The sequence below is a fragment of the Bacteroides eggerthii genome (genome assembly GCF_025146565.1).
Classification (GTDB): Bacteria; Bacteroidota; Bacteroidia; order Bacteroidales; family Bacteroidaceae; genus Bacteroides; species Bacteroides eggerthii.
Genome location: NZ_CP102258.1, coordinates 3819386 through 3838589, shown reverse-complemented (window position 1 = coordinate 3838589; position 19204 = coordinate 3819386). Strand labels below are relative to the sequence as shown.

Below are 19204 nucleotides of genomic sequence, written 5' to 3'. Positions count from 1 at the left end.
GTCGTCAAATAAAGGGTAAGTCGGTATCTTCCAGCATGGGCGCGAGCATCCGGCACATTTCGTAAGACGCTTGATTTCGGCTGTCAATCCGGCACGACTCACGTTTTGCCATGGCGATGATACATACCTTTATTGTTTTGAAAAATGTCTGTTCCAAGGTCTTATGGAAAAACGGGAGTGTCTCTGCAAAACGTTCGGGACTGAATCCCGTATCATTCAGTGCCTGTTCCAGTGCCTTTGCCGCCTTATACTCCCGGCTTTGTTCCAACCGTTCCGGTAAACCTCCGGACTGCGCTATATGGAGCTGGCGTTCCAGTTCGGTAACGGCTGCCGAGAGCAACAGCTTGATGGCATCCGGATTTCCGATGCCGAATTTCCGGTTGTCGGTTGTGTGAAATTCGATCAGGTTTACAGAGCCGTTCTCCTGAAGATTTCTGTAGTGCGTCAGGTTCTCACCCAGCATCTTTGTTCTTTGATTATCCATAGTTTTATTCATTTTCAAGATGTGTAAAAGACTCGTCTGTTTTCAGTCAATCCAAAACGTGCCGCAATGCGGACATTTGGTACCGCATGGGAAGCTGTTTATATAATAGGTATCTCTGTGGCGTTTATGGTTCATGTCTCCAAAAGTACATCCGCCTTCCCGAAACCTTTTTTCATAAAGAGCTTCCTGCTTCTGATATTCATTTATGTGACTCTTCTGCAAAGTGACTTCCAGAGACATCATTCCGGTTTCCCAACGGGTGGAATCACACCAGCTGTTCAACAACCCGCAAATTTCATTCGCATAGGAATAATGTACCTGAGAATCCACAAAAAGATTGTCCCTGTAAAACGGAAGGGTGATGTCAGTCTGAAGACTTACATGATACCCCGCACCATTCCGGCTGTCTACAATAGCAACAATGACACCTCCATAGAATCGGATGCGCTTGAAATCATGTGAAGTATCTCCCGTAATCAGTCTGGAGAATATGGCATTGAAATAGATGCGGAGTTCGCCACCGTACGGAGCATTGAACAGAAGTTCATGGAGTTCATCGGTAAACAGCCCTTCCTTCAGTTGAAGCGCCCGTCTGATTTTATGAAGAGAGACCGTTTCGGATTCTCCGCGCCCACAGCCCCCATACACATAGCCCTCGATTTCGACTCCAAGGGAGTAGAACATATTGGTTACAGCGGAATTGTCTATCAGTTCTTCTGCCGGATCGGTATTGTTCCGTTCGTAAAGCAGGTCTTTTATCTTCTCCTCATGTCGGATATATTCGGCGGATTTCCCGTCCGCTTCCATCTCATTCCGTATCTCCGAGAGATACCCTTGCAGGTTGCCATGTTCCTGATCGGCATACCACTCCAGGATTTGTTCTTCCAACGGACTGAGACTGTTCCGACGGATGCACTGCTCCTGCAAATCATCATGGCTGTCCAAATTCTCCCGGTAGTCCACGTAATAGAGGCTGACCGAATGAGGAACATAGTCCGTCCAGGATTGTTTTTCCTTCTTCATACCGCTTCCTCCTCTGTCTTTAATGTTGTCACATCATCCACTCCGTTGACGGGCGGCAAACAATCTATGATATATGACAGATGTCCGGCAAAGGCTTCATCCGGCCGGAAGTTTACCTCATTCCCGTATTCATTCTCCACACCATAGAGGCGCAAGTTGCCGTTCTCAATGGTAACCCTGCAAATCAGCACATCAGCCGGAGCCAGTTGTACGCTGCCTGTATTGACAGCAATGACGGGGCATTCCCCATCATTGCTGTTCCATTCATAGGAAGCTCCATGCAGTTCTATGGCTGCATACAATTCCCTGTATTCCATTTCTTTGATAGCCCTTATCCGGGCGTAAAAGTCTGTATGGTTCATATTGCGTTTTTTTTGTTGGATTTCTGATACATGTGCAGGATGGAAACCCTGCCGGGAACCCATCCTGCATACTGATTCAAGCCTGCACTTCCTTCTTTTCCATTCTGATACTCCGCAGCTTGTACAGCAGGTAATGGAACAGTTCCAGGTCGTAGATGCGGTAAAAGAACTTTTCCCCTGTTTCTTTGACCGTTCCGGCGAAAGACACAGACTCTCGGTTGGTGGGATATTGCAGAAAATCCCCGTTTGCTGACAGGGTATGTCTGTTTTGCACCACTCTTTCCAGGAATCTGCCCATATCGTCGTTTCCCTCATAGCCGGAGAAGTAGAGGAAATGATGGCGGCGCAAGCTTTGGAGAACCCTGGCTGTTTCCTGTCTTGCATCCTTGCCGGAGGATTCGTCCGTACCTTTCACCAGGTTGCAGATGAATTTCTTCTCTCCATTTTTGTCAAGAAACAGATATGGGACTATAACTGTGAAACTATGCCGTGTATGGTCAAATATTCCCATTGGTTTTTCTTTGAGGATGCCGCCTTTGAATGTGACCTTCCGGTAATGTCTGTCCATTTGCTGTTCCAAATCCTTTCTTGGTGTGTTCACGGAACGCAGCCCCGTAAAATACCGTCCGTCTGTCCGGAAGCAGAACCGGTGAATGCCGGCATGATACGGCTCGCTCATGAAAAAGAAATTCCGGGTGTGCCGGATGGGTGGCTGGGTGTCCATATAGTCAAAATAGTCCTCTTCCGTAATTTCACAGAACGGGGCGCAGAGAGACTGCAGGTGGATCTGCATTTTTTTGCAGATGGCATTCCCGGGCACGGCAATGAGGCTGGGGTTATTTTCCCTTTCCCTCAATTCTTCCAGTGTTTCGTGACCATAATCACTATGTATCCCATCAGACATGACGGTCACGCAACTTCCGTCAAAGCAACGTGAATCAATGATGAATCTCAAATTGTCGTTTTTCATGGCTCAGATGTTTTGAAGGTCCAACAATCTTTTTGCGGCACCGAGGGCATTGGAGGTAAGCTGCCGTTGCCATGCCTTGTTTTTGGGTGACCAGCGGAATCCGGAGGATTTCAGTTCCTTTCGTCTGCTGTCTTCGGGAATCCTGTCAAACAGGATCTGAAGGCGGTCTTCCCCATAGTTCCATACAAGTGTCCCGCCCTCGAACGGCACTTCCTTGTTTTCCCGGCTTTGCATCGCTTTCAGCTTTTCGCGCATCCGTTCCGCCAGTTCCGGCAATTGGAAGAATTTGTTTCTCGGTGTGATTACGGGTTTCTTCACCCTTGCGTTATATTCGGAAATGAAGTCCACGGCCCTACGGACGATTTCCACTTCCCCGTGATTGGCCAGGGTGGATACCTTGTTCAGGATGCTGCTGACAAACAGGGCACGGCTATAGCCCCGGCATTGTCCGGTATCAATCCCATGGATGGTGTCGGCACTGCTCTTGATGTCGCGTTTGAGCGTCTGCCATGCCTTTTCCTGTTTCTCTTCCTCCGGTCGTGCGGCTTCCTTTTTCCGTCTGACGGTTTCAAGAACTTTTTTCCGCCAATTGCGGAATTCTTCGTAACGGTTCTGATAGCTTCTGTTCGCTTTTTCCTGCCTGTAGTAATCAAATCCGCTCCGTCCCGTCACCATCGGGTTGGCACAGCGGGAGAGGACCGAGAGCTGGGCGGACAACTTCTGCCGGTAGGCGGCGATGTATGTATCCCGTTCCTCTTCCGGCATGAGTTGCAGGTCGTTGTGCAGCTCCTCTCCGTAGATCATGATGTCCGTCTCGCCGCGAATCTCCGGATTGAAGGAACTCCAGGCGTATGCGTCGCAAGCCTGTTTCCACATATCATCCAAATAGGCAGGATGTTTGAATGCTACGGCTTGCCAGTCTTTGAAATCCCTGGAATGCAATTCATTCCGTTCTTCCGGATTCCCATACAGGTGTGTGTAATTGGACATTCCATGATGCTCCTTTCTGAAAAGGAACGGTACGGGGGGATAGTCCGTACCTTTTTTCCGGATCATCGTGACCCTGTGTGCATTCTCTATGGTTAGGTCTGCTACTTGTTCCTCGCAGATCTTTGCTGTTGTTTCATTCATAATCATTACTTTTTTAAATGTCAGCCGTAAATCATTTCTTCCAGTTCATCGTCCGTCAACAGGCGGATCTCTTCGTCCGAACAATAGTAAGCGATTTCTTCGTCCAAATCGAATGCTGCCGGATCAAGGCTTCTGATGCCATCCAGCAGTTCCTGTTCCAGTCTTTCTACGGAAACCAGATAGTTTCCATCTTTGCCTTGCACTTCCCGTGCAGGATAGCTCATTTCCCGATAAACCAACATCGTCATTTCCGGATTGGCTTCCTGCTGTCCTTTGCTTGTCGTCTTTCTGTTCATACCTTTATTTTTTTAAGTTTGACATGATCGGCTCCATGGAGCCGGATTTTCGTTTTCTTACTTGCCGGGCTGTCCTTTGTCGGGGATTGAGCAAGGCTTGGCAAAAGAAAATACCGCAGCGAAGCGAGGATGATTTTCTTTTAGCCAACCAGCCCCTGAAAGGGGCCGCCTTGCGCAATCAACCCGACAAATGGCTATATTTGCAGGTAAGAAATTGAAAGGACGGCAGGATATTGTGAATTATAGATTACAAAAAAAGCCATCCCTAGGGGGACGGCTTAATGACTGAATTTATATACTTATTGTGCAAGACGCTCCTTCACGCTGTTCATTGCTTCTTTCAGGCTGCTGTTCATGACCCGTGCATAATGCTGTGTCATACGTGTGGAGGCATGGCCGAGCATGACGGAAACATCTTGAAGAGGCACATTGTTGGCAAGCGTGACCGTAGTCCCGAAAGTGTGACGGGCAACGTGCGTGGTCAGATTCTTCTTAATGCTGCAGAAATCGGCTATTTCCTTGAGATAGCTGTTCATCTTCTGGTTGCACATGACGGGCAAACAGCATCCTTTCTTAATGCAGGTCGGATGTTCCTTGTATTTCTCCAATATGGCCAGGGGTACGGGCAGCAATGGAATATTGCTGATGGAAGAGGCCTTCCTACGGTGTTCCAATTTGACCCTTCCTTTTCTTATCCACCAGTCTCCGAGATTGTCCTGTACCAGATTCTCTTTGTTCAGACTGGCAACATCGGAGAATGCCAGACCGGTGAAGCACGCAAAGACAAAGACATCCCTGACCAGTTCAAGCCGTGGAATGGTGAATTTCTTTTTCATTACGGTCTGCAACTCGTCGTAGGTCAGGAATACCGGATCGGTCTCGTCCTGCTCCATCTTGTAACCGTAAAAGGGATTCTTGCGCATCCATTCCTTTGCCAATGCCATATTGGTAAATTTCTTGAAGCATTTCATATAACGGACTATCGTGTTCCGGCACAGTCCCGCCTCCGTTTTCAGGTAAATGTCAAACGCACGGATGAACTCCGGTGTCAGCTCATGGAAAGTGACATCCTCCTTTCCATAATAAGAGGGGATGAGCAGCTGTAATTTCTTCACCACGTTCTTATACCGGTTGATCGTGACGGGAGAGTAGTCTATACCCGCCAATGTTTCCATTTCCTTGATGCCTTCCCTCATGGTGCCGAGCAGTGTACGCATTTCGGTGTCTTTCCCGAAAACACGTTTAAGAATCAGTTTTGGGGTAATCAGGGCCTGTTCCAATACCAGTTCCTTGTGTTTTTCCAAGGCGCGTGCGTGCAGTTCGGCAATATAGGCGTTCAGTGCCACTGATGCCCTGTCCCTGCCTTTACTGCATCCTTTGGCGGCGTTCCATAAGTTCAGGGGTACGCTTCTTTGGATACGTACATCGTCATAGTCTCCATTGATGGTTATCCGCATCAATACCGGTGCCTCACCGTTTTTCAACAATTTCGTTTTAAGCACGAAAAACAGAATGTTCATTGTTCCTTGTTTCATCACTTTTGTTTTTTGAGGTGTTACATTCAATTGTTTCGTCAAAACCGGATGGCATGAGGACGTGGAGCGAAATGTTAAATTCGGTGGCTTTTTTGAGGGACTTGTGGAAAAGCCATAAAAATCCCATTTTTCTCAGGTTCGAATTGCCTTTTGTATCCCGGGTTCGATTCCTTTTTTTTATCCTGATGGGAAATACCGAATTTTTAAATTTCTTTCACTTTTTCGACTTCATCCGGTCATGTGTGCAAAATTACTTTTTCACACCGGAGATTGGAATTGTCAAACAGCTGAAAAACAATGAAGTATGGTGCATATTTATGGCTTTTTCAAAAGCCTTAAAAAAAGCCACTGAATTGGCAAAATCCAACTTCACAAATATGTAGCGGAATGCGTAGTGAGGGTAAAAAAAGAACCCTTGAACTATCTCTAATTCAAGGGTTTTCATGTGTGAAAAGCATTTATGTACTTTCTTTGGTGGTGCCACCAGGAATCGAACCGGGGACACAAGGATTTTCAGTCCTTTGCTCTACCAACTGAGCTATGGCACCATTTCTATCTCTTTTGCGGTTGCAAAGGTAGTGAAAGTTTTGGACTATGCAAGAGGTTAGGAAATAAAAAACACTGATAATTGGCTATGTGGCTAATTATCAGTGCCTATATTTTTATAGAAAATACAAAAAAGTTGATAAGCATCCGGCTTTTCAGCTTTTTCCTTTCTGCTTTCGTCCGGGAGTTTCGGCCTATTCCGTTTCTTCGGGAGTGGAAGAGTCCTCTTTCAGTGGGTTCCAGCCTTGTGCTTTCAGTTCAAATTCCTGACCGTCGCGGGTGATTAGGGCACAGCCCAACTCCGGTTTCGTGATATGGCCTATCAGCTTGATGCCTTCCATTTCGGACACTTTCTCGTGGTCGGCAATGGGGACGGTGAACAAAAGCTCATAATCCTCGCCGCCGTTGAGGGCGCAGGTCGTTAGGTTCATATTGAACTCCTCTGCCATAACGGCTGTCTGGTAGTCGATGGGGATATGCTCCTCGTAGATGCGGCAGCCTGCTTTGCTTTGCGTGCAGATATGCAGCAATTCGGAAGACAGGCCGTCGGAGATGTCCATCATGGCGGTGGGCTGCACACCTTCTTTTGCCAATTTCCGGATGATGTCACGGCGGGCTTCCGGTTTCAGTTGCCGTTCCAACAGATACTCTTTGCCAGCAAAATCGGGTTGCAGATCTTTGTCGCCGCCTTTGAGCACGCTCTTTTCACGTTCCAGCAATTGCAGTCCCATGTAGGCGGCGCCCAGATCGCCGGAGACGCAGATAAGGTCGGTGTCTTTGGCGCCGTTGCGATAAACCACTTTGCCCTTTTCGCCTTCACCGATGCAGGTGATACTGATGGTGAGTCCCGTATAGGAGGAAGACGTATCGCCGCCTACAATATCCACCCCATATTCCTCACAGGCAAGGCGTATGCCGGCATACAATTCTTCCATTTCCTCTACGCTGAAGCGCTTGGATAAGCCCAGGGAAACGGTGATTTGACGGGGAGTTCCGTTCATGGCGTAGATGTCGGAGAAGTTGACTACGGCCGATTTGTATCCCAAGTGTTTGAGGGGTACGTATGTCAGGTCGAAGTGTATGCCTTCCAACAGTAGATCAGTGGTGACCAGCACCTCTTTGTCCGCAGGGTAGGAGAGGACGGCGGCATCATCGCCTACGCCGTATTGACTGGATTTATTCTTTAGTTCGATACCTTCGGTGAGGTGGCGGATAAGGCCGAATTCACCGAGGGTTGCTATTTCTGTTCTCATTCAGATATCTTGTTTTAACCCCTTTAGGGGAGCCGGGGGCGTTTACGCTCTGTTAATCAACTCTCTCATGATTTCTGTCATCTTCGGCTGTGCGGCATCTGCGGCTTTCTGCACTTCTTCGTGGGATACTTCTACGATTTTGCCTTCCACGCCGAGGTCGGTGATGACTGATACTCCAAACACTTTGATGCCGCAATGATTGGCAACGATAACTTCGGGGACGGTGGACATACCTACCGCATCTGCTCCCAGAATACGGAACAGCTTGTATTCCGCCGGAGTTTCAAACGTGGGGCCTTGCGTGCCGATGTACACTCCATGCTGAACTTTAATCCCTTTTTCGGCTGCAATCGCATCTGCTTTGCGAATCAGTTCTTTGTTGTATGCTTCACTCATGTCCGGGAAGCGCGGGCCGTATGGGATATTCTTGCCCCGCAGCGGATGTTCGGGGAAGTAGTTGATGTGGTCGGTGATGATCATCAGGTCGCCAATTTCGAAGTCCGGATTTGTACCGCCGCTGGCGTTGGACACGAACAAGGTTTTAATGCCCAGTTCGCGCATCACACGTACCGGGAATGTAACTTCTTTCATGGAATAGCCTTCGTAGAAGTGGAAGCGGCCCTGCATCGCCAGAATATCCTTGTTGCCCAGCTTGCCGAAAATCAGTTTGCCGCTGTGCCCCTCTACCGTAGATACGGGGAAGTTGGGGATATCCTCATATTTTATTTCGTACTTCTCGGTGATCTCGCCTGCCAGGCTGCCAAGTCCGGTTCCGAGGATAATTGCCGTCTCAGGATGTGTGTGCATCTTACCTTTCAGATAAGCTGCGGTTTCTTGAATACGTTCTAACATAGCCAATAATGTTTTGGTTAAATATATATTGTTGATTTTGCAAAAGCTCTATCTTGATAGGAAGCACGTATATATACGGTTTCAGTGTTTCGCTCAGGGCCGGGTGATTTTTCAGCCGGGTGGCATCCTTTTCTGTTGTGATAATCATCCTTTTGTCTTTTTCCAGCTGTAAGAACCGTTCTTCGATGAATTGCAGGTCTTTCGTGCTGAAGTCGTGGTGGTCGCCGAAAGCCAGCAGGCTGACGTTTGGAGTATGCGATTTCACTTCTTCCACCAATGGGGCGGGAGAGGCGATGCCCGTAACGAGAAGCACTTGTTCGTTGCCGGTACAAACAGTCCCTTTCCCTATCTCCGGGAATAGCGGTATCAACGATCCGTAGCGGAATTTGGAGAAATACAGTTGCTGGTACGGATATAGATGCAGCCGTTTGGTGATGATATTGAAATCTATCGGCTTGATATTGTCCGGACACTTCGTGACGATGACTATTTGTGCGCGGTTCTTCCCTCCGGCGGGTTCGCGAAGTCTTCCTGCAGGGAGCAGGACATCATCGCATAGCAGTCGGTGGAAGTCTGTCAGCAGAATGTTCAGACCTGCTTTCACACGACGGTGTTGGAAGGCATCATCCAGTAGCACAGCATCCACAGCGGGGTTCTTCAGTTTCAGCAATTGTTCGATGCCATGACAGCGGTCTTCATCCACTGCTACCCGTATGTCCGGGAATTTGCTTTTTATCTGATACGGTTCGTCACCGATCTTCCCTGCGCTGCTTTCGGCGGTTGCCAGTATGTAACCCTTGCTTTTCCGTTTGTAGCCGCGGCTCAATGCAGCCACGTTTATGCCTTCGTTCTGCAATAATCTTATCAGATATTCCGTATGCGGTGTCTTTCCTGTTCCGCCTACGGCAAGGTTGCCCACACATATCACAGGAATGTCAAAACTCTTCGACCGGAGCCAGCCCCAGTCAAAGAGTTTGTTTCGCAAGCACACCCCTATCCCGTAGAGCCAGGAGAGGGGATATAGCCAATGATGTATTTTTACGGATGCATCTCTCATTTAGAATTATTGTATGTTCAGTTCAAACGGCACACGTGCCTGTATACGGTCTATCTTGTCGAAGTTTTCGATGATGCCGAACTGACGATATACATCGCTTATTTTTCCGTTCAGCATGCGAGCCTTGATGTAATTTCCGGGATTCGTATTCATCAGGCTCTCCAAGAAGCCCTCTTTTTTGGGATAGTTCATTACGGTATAGGCATCCACGCCAGCTTTGGCAACGGCGATTTCCAGAGCCTTGTCCAGACCGCCCAGTTCGTCCACCAAGCCCAGCTCTTTGGCGGTACTCCCTGTCCACACCCGGCCTTGTGCAATTTTGTCAAGCTCTTCCATGCTGATGCCGCGTCCATCGGAGCAGCGGGTCAGGAAGAGTTTGTAGCCGTTGTTGACGTACATTTGCATCAGTCCTTTTTCACCGTCGTTCATCGGTCGGGTGAGGTTGCCGAAGTCGGCATAAGGGTTGGTTTTTACGACGTCGAAGTTCAGGCCGAGTTTCTCTGTCAGTCCTTTGGCGTTGGGCATCATGCCAAAGATGCCGATAGAGCCGGTCAGAGTGGTGGGTTCGGCAACGATGGTGTCGGCATTGCAGGCAATGTAGTAGCCGCCGGATGCTGCATAGTCGCCCATGGACACGATTACCGGTTTCTCTTTCTTCAGTTGTTCTACGGCATACCATATCTGTTCGGAACCGTAGGCGCTTCCACCCGGGGAGTTGACGCGCAGCACTACGGCTTTCACATTTTCATCATCTTTCAACTTGCGCAGGTCTCTGATAACCTTTTCGGAGTTGATGCCCTCTTCGGTAGAAGCCGACGAACCGCCGTCAATTTCACCGTATGCATAATATACGGCAATCACGTTTCCGCTCTTGTCTTTGGGTACGTTCTTTTTCACGTTTACCATGTCCTGAATGCCCAGCACCGGCATGTCGTCGTCCTTGTCGATGCCTACAAGGGTTTTCAGGTAGTCGCGTACATCGTTTTTATAGATCAGGGTGTCTACCAATCCGTTTTTCACGCTCTCCTCTGCGGGATAGAACATCAGCATGCGGTCGGCCTCTTTGTTCAGGGCTTCTACGGAGAGGTTGCGCGATTCGGCAATGTCGCCCGTAATCTGTCCCCAAACGGACGACAGGTAGACGTTCACCTGCTCGCGGTTGGCAGGGCTCATTTCGGTAGCGATGAATGGTTCAACTGCCGATTTGTATGTACCCACTTTGAACACTTGCATTTCCACGCCGATCTTTTCCAGCAGGTCTTTGAAGAACATCGGGTTGGCTGCCAATCCCCGCCATTCGAGCATACCTTGCGGGTTCAGCATCACTTTGTCCGCTATGCTGGACAGGTAGTAGAGGCTTTGTGTGTAGGAGTCGCCGTAGGCTACGATGAATTTGCCCGATTCCTTGAAGTCTTTCAGTGCGTGGCGAATTTCTTCAAGGGAGGCGTAGCCTGCGCTCAGAGAATTGGCCTGAATATAAATGCCTTTGATGTTTTCGTTTTCTTTGGCTTTCCTGATAGAAGAGAGAACATCATCCAGACCATAAGTCTTATAATCGTCTTTCATGAGGATGTCTAACGGGTTTTCCTGACTGCGTTCGGCCAGTGTACCGTTCAGATCCAGCATCATAACGGAGTTCTTGCGCACTTGCGTTTCCGACTCCGAGGAGGATACCATACTGAAAACTACGAGAATACTGATGAAAAACAGAACGACGCTCGATACGATAATTCCCGTTACGGTGGCGAGCGTAAATTTCAAGAAATCTTTCATTGTCTTATTGTTTTTGGTATGCTAACTTTTTTAAGCTAACAAAGATAAATAATTAGGTTGATATTTTCCCTATCTGTCGCAAGGTTTTTCGTTTTTGTCACATGATATGCCCTAAATATTTGCTGCATTGTTAATTCCTGTTCTGCGGCATAATTTCAATAAATCGGATAAGAGAGTGGAAAAAATGATTATCTTTGCATTAATTTAATGGCGATTAATTTAACCGCCATTAAATTAACCGCTGTTTAATTAATGATAAAACAAAGGTAATTATGAAGTTCTACAACAGGGAAGATGAGATGAAATTAATCCGTCAGACGGAAGAAAGGTCACGTTCAACCGCTTGCTTTACAGCTATAATGGGGCGTAGGCGTGTAGGAAAAACTACTTTGCTGAGAAAGGCGCTCGAAGGGAAAAAATACATTTACCTGTTTGTTTCGCGTACCAGTGAAGTATTGTTGTGCGATGCTTTTAAAAGAGAGATAACGGACACGCTTTCCATTCCTATCTATGGCACGCCTACCCGGTTCCGGGACTTGTTCGAGCTGTTGATGCAGCATGCGGCAAGTGAGCACTTCACACTTATCATTGATGAATTTCAGGATTTTGATCGTGTGAATCCGTCTATCTTTAGTGATATACAGAATATGTGGGATCGGTATTCACCTTTGGCGAAAATCAACTTCATTGTTTGCGGTTCTATCTATTCTTTGATGAAGCACATTTTTGAGGACCACAAAGAACCTTTGTTCGGACGGTTGACGTCTAAATTTGTGTTGAAACCGTTTAAGACGTCTGTGCTCATAGAGATTTTACGTGATTATAATCCTGCCTACACTCCGGATGATTTGCTGTGCCTGTACACGCTGACAGGCGGAGTGGCTAAATATGTCACTTTGTTGATGGATGCCGGGGCGGTGACTTTGGAGACGATGATAGATTTTGTGACGCAGCCCGACTCCCCTTTGCTGACTGAAGGGCGGGATATGCTGGTACAAGAATTCGGACGTGATTATAGCACTTATTTTTCTATCTTGCAGCTCATTGCGTCGGGGTATACCCGGCAAGGAGAGATAGACGGCATTATCGGAAAAAACAGCGGCCCCTATCTCAATAATCTCAGTGAAGGTTATTCGTTGATTCAGCGCAGACTTCCGTTGTTGTCCAAGCCGGGTACGAGAAACCTGCGTTGGTACATTGCAGATAATTTCCTGAATTTCTGGTTCCGTTTCATCTATCCTCATCAGTCTGCTATCGAATTGGAGAAATATGCTGAATTGAATACATATATTAAAAGTCACTATGTGCAATACAGCGGTGGAATGTTGGAGAAGTATTTCAGGGACAGGGTAGCCGAAACCACCAATGTGACCCTTGTGGGTAACTATTGGGATAGTAAGGGGGAGAACGAGATAGACTTGATAGCTCTGAATGATTTTGAGAAAAAAGGTTTGGTTGCAGAAGTCAAGCGTAATCCGGATAAGATAAATTACACACTCTTGGCGCAGAAAATGGCAAACTTGCCCAAGGAGTTCTCAAAATACAGTTTGATACAAAAAGGGCTGTCTTTGGACGATATGGAAATGTAACAGCATCCGTCTTTTCGGGGTTTGATTTATGATGTTATATATTTGCCGGATAAAGATTTGGTATTTAAACAAATATGATTTGCGGTTTGTTGATAAGTCGATTTTTCATCTATTATTTTTATAACAAATTCTATGTTTAAGTTCAAAATGTGTACTTTTACGGAGAAGTAGAATGTGTAATCGGTAAATGGACCTGCGAAACAAAAAGAAGAAATTGAGTATTCATGTTATATTAAATCCTTGTAAGGCAAGTGGTGATGAAATTTACTCTCTTGCGATTCGTGTGCTGTATTGTCGCAAGAAGAAGGAATATTCGTTGGGCAGGCAGGTTCATCGGTCCAACTATCGGGTGGATGGGGAACGGGTGGTGTATTCTCCGGAGGGGATTTTGAAGCGTAGAGATCCCGGCAGCATCAATCGTCTTATTATGGAGGAGAAGGAGGGGATTGTGAAGTCTTTTCTTTTTTTGGAGAGGACGGAGCCGGGGTTTGGTTTGGAGCGTCTGATGCAGAGACATCACAAGGAACGGCACGACCAGTATGTGGAAAAGTTCATTTTGCAATATATAGACTCTTTGAGAGAGGAAGGGAAGCTGGGAACAGCAGATGCTTATATGAGCGGGTTGCGTTCTCTGTTGCGTTTTTGCAGTCCGCGGAAGATAAAGTTCAAGGATGTGGACTATGTTTTCATTACGGACTACATGCACTATTTGCGTGCGCGAGGGGTTGCGGAGAACACTGTCCACATGTACCTCAGCAATTTCAGGGCGATTTGCAACAAGGCACGCAAGCAGGGGGTGAAGGTTGGCAAGGACAATCCGTTTGCCGATTTGGACATTCGCAGGCGGGAGACGGTGAAACGGGCTTTGAGCAAGGAGGAAATAGCACTCATTGCTTCGGTCAATCTCAGGCGGCATCCCCGGTTGGAGCAGGCGCGGGATTTGTTTATGTTCAGTTTCTATTGTCGCGGCATGTCGTTTGTGGATGTCATTCATCTTAGGAATGATTGGGTGGTAAAGGATACGATCTTTTATGCACGCAGCAAAACCGGGCAACGGTTGCAGGTGGGGCTGTTGCCTGATTTGCAAAAGATTATCGAAAAATACCGGACGGACAGCCCGTATATTTTTCCTTATATCGACTCCGGTTCTTCAAGATCCGTTTATACGCAGTATCGCTATGCTTTGGGGATGATAAACCGTTACCTCAAGCAGCTTGGGAGACTGTTGCACATAGACCTTCCGCTCACCACCTATGTGGCCCGCCATTCTTGGGCCACCATAGCAAAGAATGAGGGAATACCGATTTCCCTCATCAGCGAAGGGCTGGGGCATACGTCCGAGAAAACGACACAGATCTATTTGGCGTCGTTTCCCGTTGATGCTGTGAACAGGGTTAATGAAAGCGTTGCCGCGGCAGTAGGCAATTGCATAAAAAAAGGAGGTGGAATTTCATCTGTCTGAGCAACACAGATGAAAGCATAATCCGTTTTATTTGATTTGCTCCACAGATTGCACTATAAAAGTGCAGAATTTTGCAGTTTTCTGCACTTTTGTTGTGCAATTAATGTATATTTGCATATAAATATATGCTAATCATGGATAGACTATACGAGAATTTCAATAAGCTCCTTAAAGCGACAAGTACCGATTTCATCCGGTATAAGTATGCTGAAATAAACTGGGATAGCCATATGCTCGGACTTGTAGGGCCACGCGGAGTAGGCAAAACCACCATGTTCCTGCAACATATCAAGCAGAGCTTGAATCCGAAAGAGACATTGTATGTTTCAGCAGATAATATGTATTTTGCCGATAATTCCCTGATTGACTTAGCAGACAAGTTCAATAAACAGGGTGGCAGACATTTATTCATTGACGAAATACACAAATACCCTAATTGGTCTCGTGAATTGAAGCAGATATTCGATTCTTATCCGGATATGCAAATACTTTTCACAGGCTCCTCTATTCTGGATATTTATAAAGGAACGGCAGACTTGAGCAGACGTGCGCCAATCTATGAAATGCAAGGACTGTCTTTCAGGGAATATTTAAGCATGTTCCACCAAATTCATGTACCGGTCTACACCTTGGAAGAGATATTGGAACATAAAGTTGAGATTCCGGGGATAGCGCATCCACTTCCATTATTTTCCAAATATCTCCAATATGGCTATTATCCATTCGGCAAAGATGTCACTTTTGAAATAGAGTTGAATCAAGTAATCAATCAGACTATGGAGAATGACATACCCCAATACGCAAATATGAATGTGTCGACAGGACGAAAGCTGAAACAGTTATTGATGATTATTTCAAAAAGTGTTCCATTTAAACCTGTCATGCAAAAGCTTGCTGATATTATAGGAGTAAGCCGCAATTACTTGAGCGACTATTTGCTCTATATAGAGAAAGCCGGTATGATAGCACAAGTCCGGGATGCAACCGGAGGGATCAGAGGTCTGGGTAAAGTGGAAAAAATATACCTGGATAATACCAACCTTATTTATATATTAGGGGGAGAGAATTCTAATATCGGTAATATACGCGAAACATTCTTTTATAACCAGATGCGGGTGAAACAGGATATTATATATTCCAAAGTCTCTGATTTTCAAATTGGAGAGCGGACATTCGAAATTGGCGGAAAGAGCAAAGGACAACAGCAGATTGCCAAAGCACAAGAGGGATATGTTATAAAAGATGATATTGAGACCGGATATGGAAATATTATTCCACTTTGGAATTTCGGAATGAATTATTAGTATATCTTTGTACGAAGTGACGCGCTTATGCGAGAAGATAAAAGAGAGATGCCAAGAACGGGCAGAGATATTACAGGGGACGGCTGTTTTCTACGTGAGCGGATTGCGTTTTCCTGTTGCGTTTTTGCAGTAGTTCAGGGAGGTGGAATTTCATCTGTCTGAATAACACAGATGAAAAAATAAAAAGAGCATCAAAAAAAACGTACTATTCAGTGAGTTCATATACTCGTAGAATGTTGCTTTTTTTGATGCTGCAAAGATATGGACTATTCAAAATAAATTAGTTGTCCAAATAAACCAATCGCTTTACCTATTATTTAATACATTGAAAAACAGATGATTCTATTCGTCTTTCTTTTATCTGTTTTTTTAATTCAGTGGGATTGTAACCAAAATTGCATTTGCAATACTTATTAAAACTGGATGCTGACAAGAAGCCAAACTCATGCGCAATTTCTTTGATAGAAATTGAATCATAACTTAACCTTGACAGTATTTTCTGGTTTTTTTGTTTCTGTAACCAGACAGAAACAGGTTCTCCAAATTCCTGTATGAACTTTCGTTGCAAGTCGGAGTTGCTCATTCCCAATAACTGCGCCAGTTCCTTTTTGCTGTACACTTGGTCTTTGTGTTGCAATACCGCTATTTTGAAGTCAAACTCCTTTCCCATTATGGGATGGAACAGTCTGATCATTTCTCTTTTTGTATAGGTTGTCCTAAAGATAATGAACAGTTCCCGTTCTTTAATTTCATGCAGATGTTTGCAACTCACACCTGCCTGAAGATAAGTTTCCAGCAGACCAAGAAACAAGTTCAACGGCTCCTTTATGGGGAGTGCCTCGAAGTACAAAGGTACATCTGATTCTTCTTTTAAATAGCTGCTTAACATGTGTTTATCACATAAGGAAATGTTGTTATGGAAAAAAGTAAGGTTGATGTATCTTCCCGGAAGGATAACCTTTCCGACATAGTGGGACGAGATAGGGATAAACACAAATTCATTTGCATGCACCCTTGCTTTTTCATTTTCATCTTTGGTAATTTCGACCTCTCCAGACAATATAAATATCAGGTGGTTGGCTTTTATCTCCTGCTCCTGATTGTCGAAATTTTCTCCTGTCAGGGCTTGTCCTAATGAAAAGCCGCTGTACTCTTCTGTCTTGTAGTTTACACACGATGTGTGCTCTTTAATGTAGTTCAGTTCCATTTTGTATACTCAATTTAAAGTTATTAATTCAGGCATTTCATGCCCAATGTTTCAGTTTATGTTTCAGAAAAGCTGTGCCTTATGTCATTCATACATAGCGTATTATCCACATCTATAATAGAAAGAAATGGTACAGTGAAAAAACATTGAATCTTTTTATCTGCGTAAATCATTAATTATCAATACTATATATGTATCTCATCTGTGTTATTCAGACAGATGAAAAATGTGAAAGCCGAGAAAGGGAAATTAACGTAAATAAATAGTTGAAATACAACGAATAATAAAATAAGAGACTATGCTAAAAAAAGTGACGATTTTCATGATTACCTTGTTTGCGCTCTTATCCGGAACGGCTTCGGCTCAAGAGTTTGCGGTGAAGAGTAATCTGTTGTACGATGCAACTTCTACGATAAACTTGGGAGTAGAATATGGGTTGTCTCCTCGCTGGACGTTGGAGGTGTCCGGCAACTATAATGCGTGGACTTTTTCTGATAATAAGAAAATGAAGCTCTGGATGCTTCAGCCCGGAGTTCGTTATTGGACATGCAGCCGTTTCGCCGGACATTTCTGGGAAGCCCACTTGTTTGGAGGCGAATACAACTACGGCGGTATGCTTCCTTTCGGCATAAAGCCCTCCGCGTCGGGATTGGGCAGTAAGCGCTATCAGGGCTGGCTGGCGGGAGCAGGAGTGGGCTACGGTTACAGTTGGGTGCTGGGCAAGCGCTGGAATTTGGAAGCTACCCTCGGACTGGGCTATGTGCATTTCAGCTACGACCGTTTCGAGTGCAAGACGTGCGGTGACAAGCTGGGCAGTGGGAATAAGAACTATTTCGGCCCTACTAAGGCTGCCGTTTCCCTTATCTATATTATAAAGTAACGAAAGAAGAAATAAAGATATGAAGTGTAGTGTGCTATTATGTGGCTTGCTGCTGATGCAGGCGGTTGGCCTGTCGGCTAAGGAGCAGGTGCGTTTATCGGCGGACGATGTAAAGATGGTTCGCAGTGAAGACTGCGTGCGCGTTTCGTTCAGGCTGAATGTAGGCGGGCTGGGCAGAGATTATGTGTTGAAAGTTACCCCGTTGTTGCGTGGCAAGGGCGGGCAGGAAGCATGCCTTCCGAAGTTGAACTACGGCAGCCGCCGGGCGCAGATAGTGGAGTGGCGCGAGGGCGGCATGAAAAAGACGCAGGCGGTTGCTCCTGTCTACAACAAGGCAGGCGAAGAACTGCTCTACACCTATACGCTCCCCTACAACGACTGGATGGAAGGCGCCTCCCTCCATTTGGAAGCGCAGAGCGAGGGCTGTTGCAGCAAAGAGACATTGCAGTCCCTGCGGTTGCTGGACAATGCGATGCTTGCCACCCCTGCCGAGCTGTTTGTTCCCGTAGTGCCCCGGTCGGAGCCTGTGATACCCGTTGTGGAGCAACTGGCGCAGGAAAACAAGTTCTTGGGTGTGTGGACAGGCAGCGTGGGCACAAAGGAGGACATCGACCGTTATAAAGACGAAGCCACTCTGGTGGTCTACTTCCCTGTGGGTAGCGTACGGGTGGTTCCGGAGTTCGAGAACAACCGCGCCAATCTGGAACATCTGCTCTCCGTTCTCGACAAGATAGCCGAAGACAAAAACTCCCGTATCGCCAAGATATTGGTAGTAGGTTCGGCCTCGCCCGACGGTTCTGCCGAGCTGAACGCCCGCATTGCCGCCAACCGGGCGCAGGTGTTGGTGGATTACATCACGAGCCGCACCCGGCTCTCACCTTCCTATTTCGAGGTGAAAAACGACCAAGAGTCGTGGAGATTTCTGCGCAGGCTCGTTGCAGACAGCGACATGGACTCCCGGCAGCAGGTGCTGCACATCATCGACACCGCTCCGGTGTGGGATGCCAAGAAGAAAGTGGGTCGCTTGGGACTTCTCATGAAGCTCAACGGGGGCAAGCCCTATCACTATATGAAGCAGCACTTCTTCCCGAAGCTCCGCAACGCGGGATACATCAAGGTGTTCTACGAGGCGCAGCCCGATCCCGAACTCCTGTCGCTCAACAAAGCCATCGACCTGCTGCAAGCCGAACAGTACGCCCAAGCGTTGCACACGCTTCAAGGCAACACCCACTTCCGGGCGGACAACCTGCGGGGCGTGTGCCACATGATGAACGGCGATACGGAAAAGGCCCGCACCTTGTTCCAAAAGGCGGTGGCCGCCGGTGACCCCCAAGCTGCCGAGAACCTGAAACAACTGGAAGAACTGCTGAATAGAAGCAGATAAAGCAAGACAGGTTTTCCGAAGCGGAACAGGTTCCGGCAGAATAGAAAGACAGGATAAAAAGAGTTTTCAATAGGTATTATATACAATAACAATAAT

At 46.6% G+C, this 19204-nt stretch carries 17 protein-coding genes and 1 tRNA gene; 5 read left to right on the top strand and 13 right to left on the bottom strand.

The genetic code is table 11. The annotated features are described in order from the left end of the window. Positions 1–4: 4 nt before the first annotated feature. The 12 genes from NQ546_RS15885 to sppA form a co-directional block, all read right to left on the bottom strand. Positions 5–484: a hypothetical protein gene (locus NQ546_RS15885; RefSeq protein WP_039953030.1), complete on the bottom strand. Its 480-nt coding sequence runs from the start codon at positions 482–484 to the stop codon at positions 5–7. Between the two features lie 42 nt (positions 485–526). Beyond that, a complete protein-coding gene (locus NQ546_RS15880; RefSeq protein WP_004288795.1) occupies positions 527–1507 on the bottom strand; it encodes a hypothetical protein in 981 nt (326 codons plus the stop codon). Continuing rightward, positions 1504–1869: a hypothetical protein gene (locus tag NQ546_RS15875; RefSeq protein WP_234095700.1), complete on the bottom strand. Its 366-nt coding sequence runs from the start codon at positions 1867–1869 to the stop codon at positions 1504–1506. Before NQ546_RS15875 ends, NQ546_RS15880 begins: the two co-directional genes overlap by 4 nt. A 76-nt stretch (positions 1870–1945) precedes the next feature. Continuing rightward, positions 1946–2839 (bottom strand): hypothetical protein, encoded by an 894-nt coding sequence (locus tag NQ546_RS15870; RefSeq protein WP_039952963.1) that lies wholly within the window; start codon positions 2837–2839, stop codon positions 1946–1948. A gap of 3 nt (positions 2840–2842) precedes the next feature. Further along, on the bottom strand, positions 2843–3970 hold the full coding sequence (locus NQ546_RS15865; RefSeq protein ID WP_081446748.1) for a hypothetical protein: 1128 nt from the start codon (positions 3968–3970) through the stop codon (positions 2843–2845). Between the two features lie 20 nt (positions 3971–3990). Next, complete coding sequence (locus NQ546_RS15860) at positions 3991–4266, bottom strand: hypothetical protein (protein ID WP_007838828.1); 276 nt, start codon at positions 4264–4266, stop codon at positions 3991–3993. Between the two features lie 299 nt (positions 4267–4565). Continuing rightward, positions 4566–5801: a site-specific integrase gene (locus NQ546_RS15855; RefSeq protein ID WP_004288802.1), complete on the bottom strand. Its 1236-nt coding sequence runs from the start codon at positions 5799–5801 to the stop codon at positions 4566–4568. A 472-nt stretch (positions 5802–6273) separates the two neighbouring features. Further along, positions 6274–6349 (bottom strand) — tRNA-Phe (locus NQ546_RS15850). 192 nt (positions 6350–6541) lie between these two features. Further along, positions 6542–7600 carry a thiamine-phosphate kinase gene (gene thiL, locus NQ546_RS15845; RefSeq protein ID WP_004288804.1) on the bottom strand — a complete coding sequence of 353 codons (1059 nt, stop codon included), beginning with the start codon at positions 7598–7600 and terminating at the stop codon, positions 6542–6544. Between the two features lie 42 nt (positions 7601–7642). Beyond that, positions 7643–8452 (bottom strand): purine-nucleoside phosphorylase, encoded by an 810-nt coding sequence (locus NQ546_RS15840; RefSeq protein WP_004288805.1) that lies wholly within the window; start codon positions 8450–8452, stop codon positions 7643–7645. After that, positions 8409–9509 (bottom strand): tetraacyldisaccharide 4'-kinase, encoded by a 1101-nt coding sequence (gene lpxK, locus NQ546_RS15835; protein ID WP_004288806.1) that lies wholly within the window; start codon positions 9507–9509, stop codon positions 8409–8411. The genes NQ546_RS15840 and lpxK overlap by 44 nt, the downstream gene beginning before the upstream one ends. 6 nt (positions 9510–9515) lie before the next feature. Further along, the gene (gene sppA, locus NQ546_RS15830) at positions 9516–11282 is read right to left on the bottom strand and encodes a signal peptide peptidase SppA (protein WP_004288807.1); all 1767 of its coding nucleotides are present in this window, start codon (positions 11280–11282) and stop codon (positions 9516–9518) included. Between the two features lie 272 nt (positions 11283–11554). On the opposite strand from sppA, the gene NQ546_RS15825 reads away from it, so the two are divergent. From NQ546_RS15825 to NQ546_RS15815, 3 genes are all read left to right on the top strand, one after another. Next, positions 11555–12871 (top strand): ATP-binding protein, encoded by a 1317-nt coding sequence (locus tag NQ546_RS15825; protein WP_004288808.1) that lies wholly within the window; start codon positions 11555–11557, stop codon positions 12869–12871. Positions 12872–13058: 187 nt separating this feature from the next. Beyond that, the gene (locus tag NQ546_RS15820) at positions 13059–14333 is read left to right on the top strand and encodes a tyrosine-type recombinase/integrase (protein ID WP_004288810.1); all 1275 of its coding nucleotides are present in this window, start codon (positions 13059–13061) and stop codon (positions 14331–14333) included. A 134-nt stretch (positions 14334–14467) separates the two neighbouring features. After that, positions 14468–15637 carry an ATP-binding protein gene (locus NQ546_RS15815; protein ID WP_039952966.1) on the top strand — a complete coding sequence of 390 codons (1170 nt, stop codon included), beginning with the start codon at positions 14468–14470 and terminating at the stop codon, positions 15635–15637. Between the two features lie 313 nt (positions 15638–15950). Here the strand turns inward: NQ546_RS15815 and NQ546_RS15810 are convergent, their stop codons facing one another. Then, complete coding sequence (locus NQ546_RS15810) at positions 15951–16844, bottom strand: helix-turn-helix domain-containing protein (RefSeq protein WP_004288813.1); 894 nt, start codon at positions 16842–16844, stop codon at positions 15951–15953. Between the two features lie 298 nt (positions 16845–17142). Between NQ546_RS15810 and NQ546_RS15805 the strand changes: the two genes are divergently transcribed. Beyond that, complete coding sequence (locus NQ546_RS15805; RefSeq protein WP_004288814.1) at positions 17143–17724, top strand: DUF3575 domain-containing protein; 582 nt, start codon at positions 17143–17145, stop codon at positions 17722–17724. Positions 17725–17743: 19 nt separating this feature from the next. Then, a complete protein-coding gene (locus tag NQ546_RS15800) occupies positions 17744–19108 on the top strand; it encodes a hypothetical protein (protein WP_239463468.1) in 1365 nt (454 codons plus the stop codon). The last annotated feature ends 96 nt before the right edge of the window (positions 19109–19204 follow it).

Bases quoted from the DNA above. Each gene is read 5' to 3' on its own strand.
- NQ546_RS15880 (WP_004288795.1), bottom strand. From the start codon at position 1,507: ATGAAGAAGGAAAAACAATCCTGGACGGACTATGTTCCTCATTCGGTC.
- NQ546_RS15820 (WP_004288810.1), top strand. From the start codon at position 13,059: ATGGACCTGCGAAACAAAAAGAAGAAATTGAGTATTCATGTTATATTA.
- NQ546_RS15855 (WP_004288802.1), bottom strand. From the start codon at position 5,801: ATGAAACAAGGAACAATGAACATTCTGTTTTTCGTGCTTAAAACGAAA.
- NQ546_RS15800 (WP_239463468.1), top strand. From the start codon at position 17,744: ATGAAGTGTAGTGTGCTATTATGTGGCTTGCTGCTGATGCAGGCGGTT.
- NQ546_RS15860 (WP_007838828.1), bottom strand. From the start codon at position 4,266: ATGAACAGAAAGACGACAAGCAAAGGACAGCAGGAAGCCAATCCGGAA.
- lpxK (WP_004288806.1), bottom strand. From the start codon at position 9,509: ATGAGAGATGCATCCGTAAAAATACATCATTGGCTATATCCCCTCTCC.
- NQ546_RS15865 (WP_081446748.1), bottom strand. From the start codon at position 3,970: ATGAATGAAACAACAGCAAAGATCTGCGAGGAACAAGTAGCAGACCTA.
- NQ546_RS15875 (WP_234095700.1), bottom strand. From the start codon at position 1,869: ATGAACCATACAGACTTTTACGCCCGGATAAGGGCTATCAAAGAAATG.
- NQ546_RS15840 (WP_004288805.1), bottom strand. From the start codon at position 8,452: ATGTTAGAACGTATTCAAGAAACCGCAGCTTATCTGAAAGGTAAGATG.
- NQ546_RS15885 (WP_039953030.1), bottom strand. From the start codon at position 484: ATGGATAATCAAAGAACAAAGATGCTGGGTGAGAACCTGACGCACTAC.
- NQ546_RS15825 (WP_004288808.1), top strand. From the start codon at position 11,555: ATGAAGTTCTACAACAGGGAAGATGAGATGAAATTAATCCGTCAGACG.
- sppA (WP_004288807.1), bottom strand. From the start codon at position 11,282: ATGAAAGATTTCTTGAAATTTACGCTCGCCACCGTAACGGGAATTATC.
- NQ546_RS15810 (WP_004288813.1), bottom strand. From the start codon at position 16,844: ATGGAACTGAACTACATTAAAGAGCACACATCGTGTGTAAACTACAAG.
- NQ546_RS15870 (WP_039952963.1), bottom strand. From the start codon at position 2,839: ATGAAAAACGACAATTTGAGATTCATCATTGATTCACGTTGCTTTGAC.
- NQ546_RS15815 (WP_039952966.1), top strand. From the start codon at position 14,468: ATGGATAGACTATACGAGAATTTCAATAAGCTCCTTAAAGCGACAAGT.
- thiL (WP_004288804.1), bottom strand. From the start codon at position 7,600: ATGAGAACAGAAATAGCAACCCTCGGTGAATTCGGCCTTATCCGCCAC.
- NQ546_RS15805 (WP_004288814.1), top strand. From the start codon at position 17,143: ATGCTAAAAAAAGTGACGATTTTCATGATTACCTTGTTTGCGCTCTTA.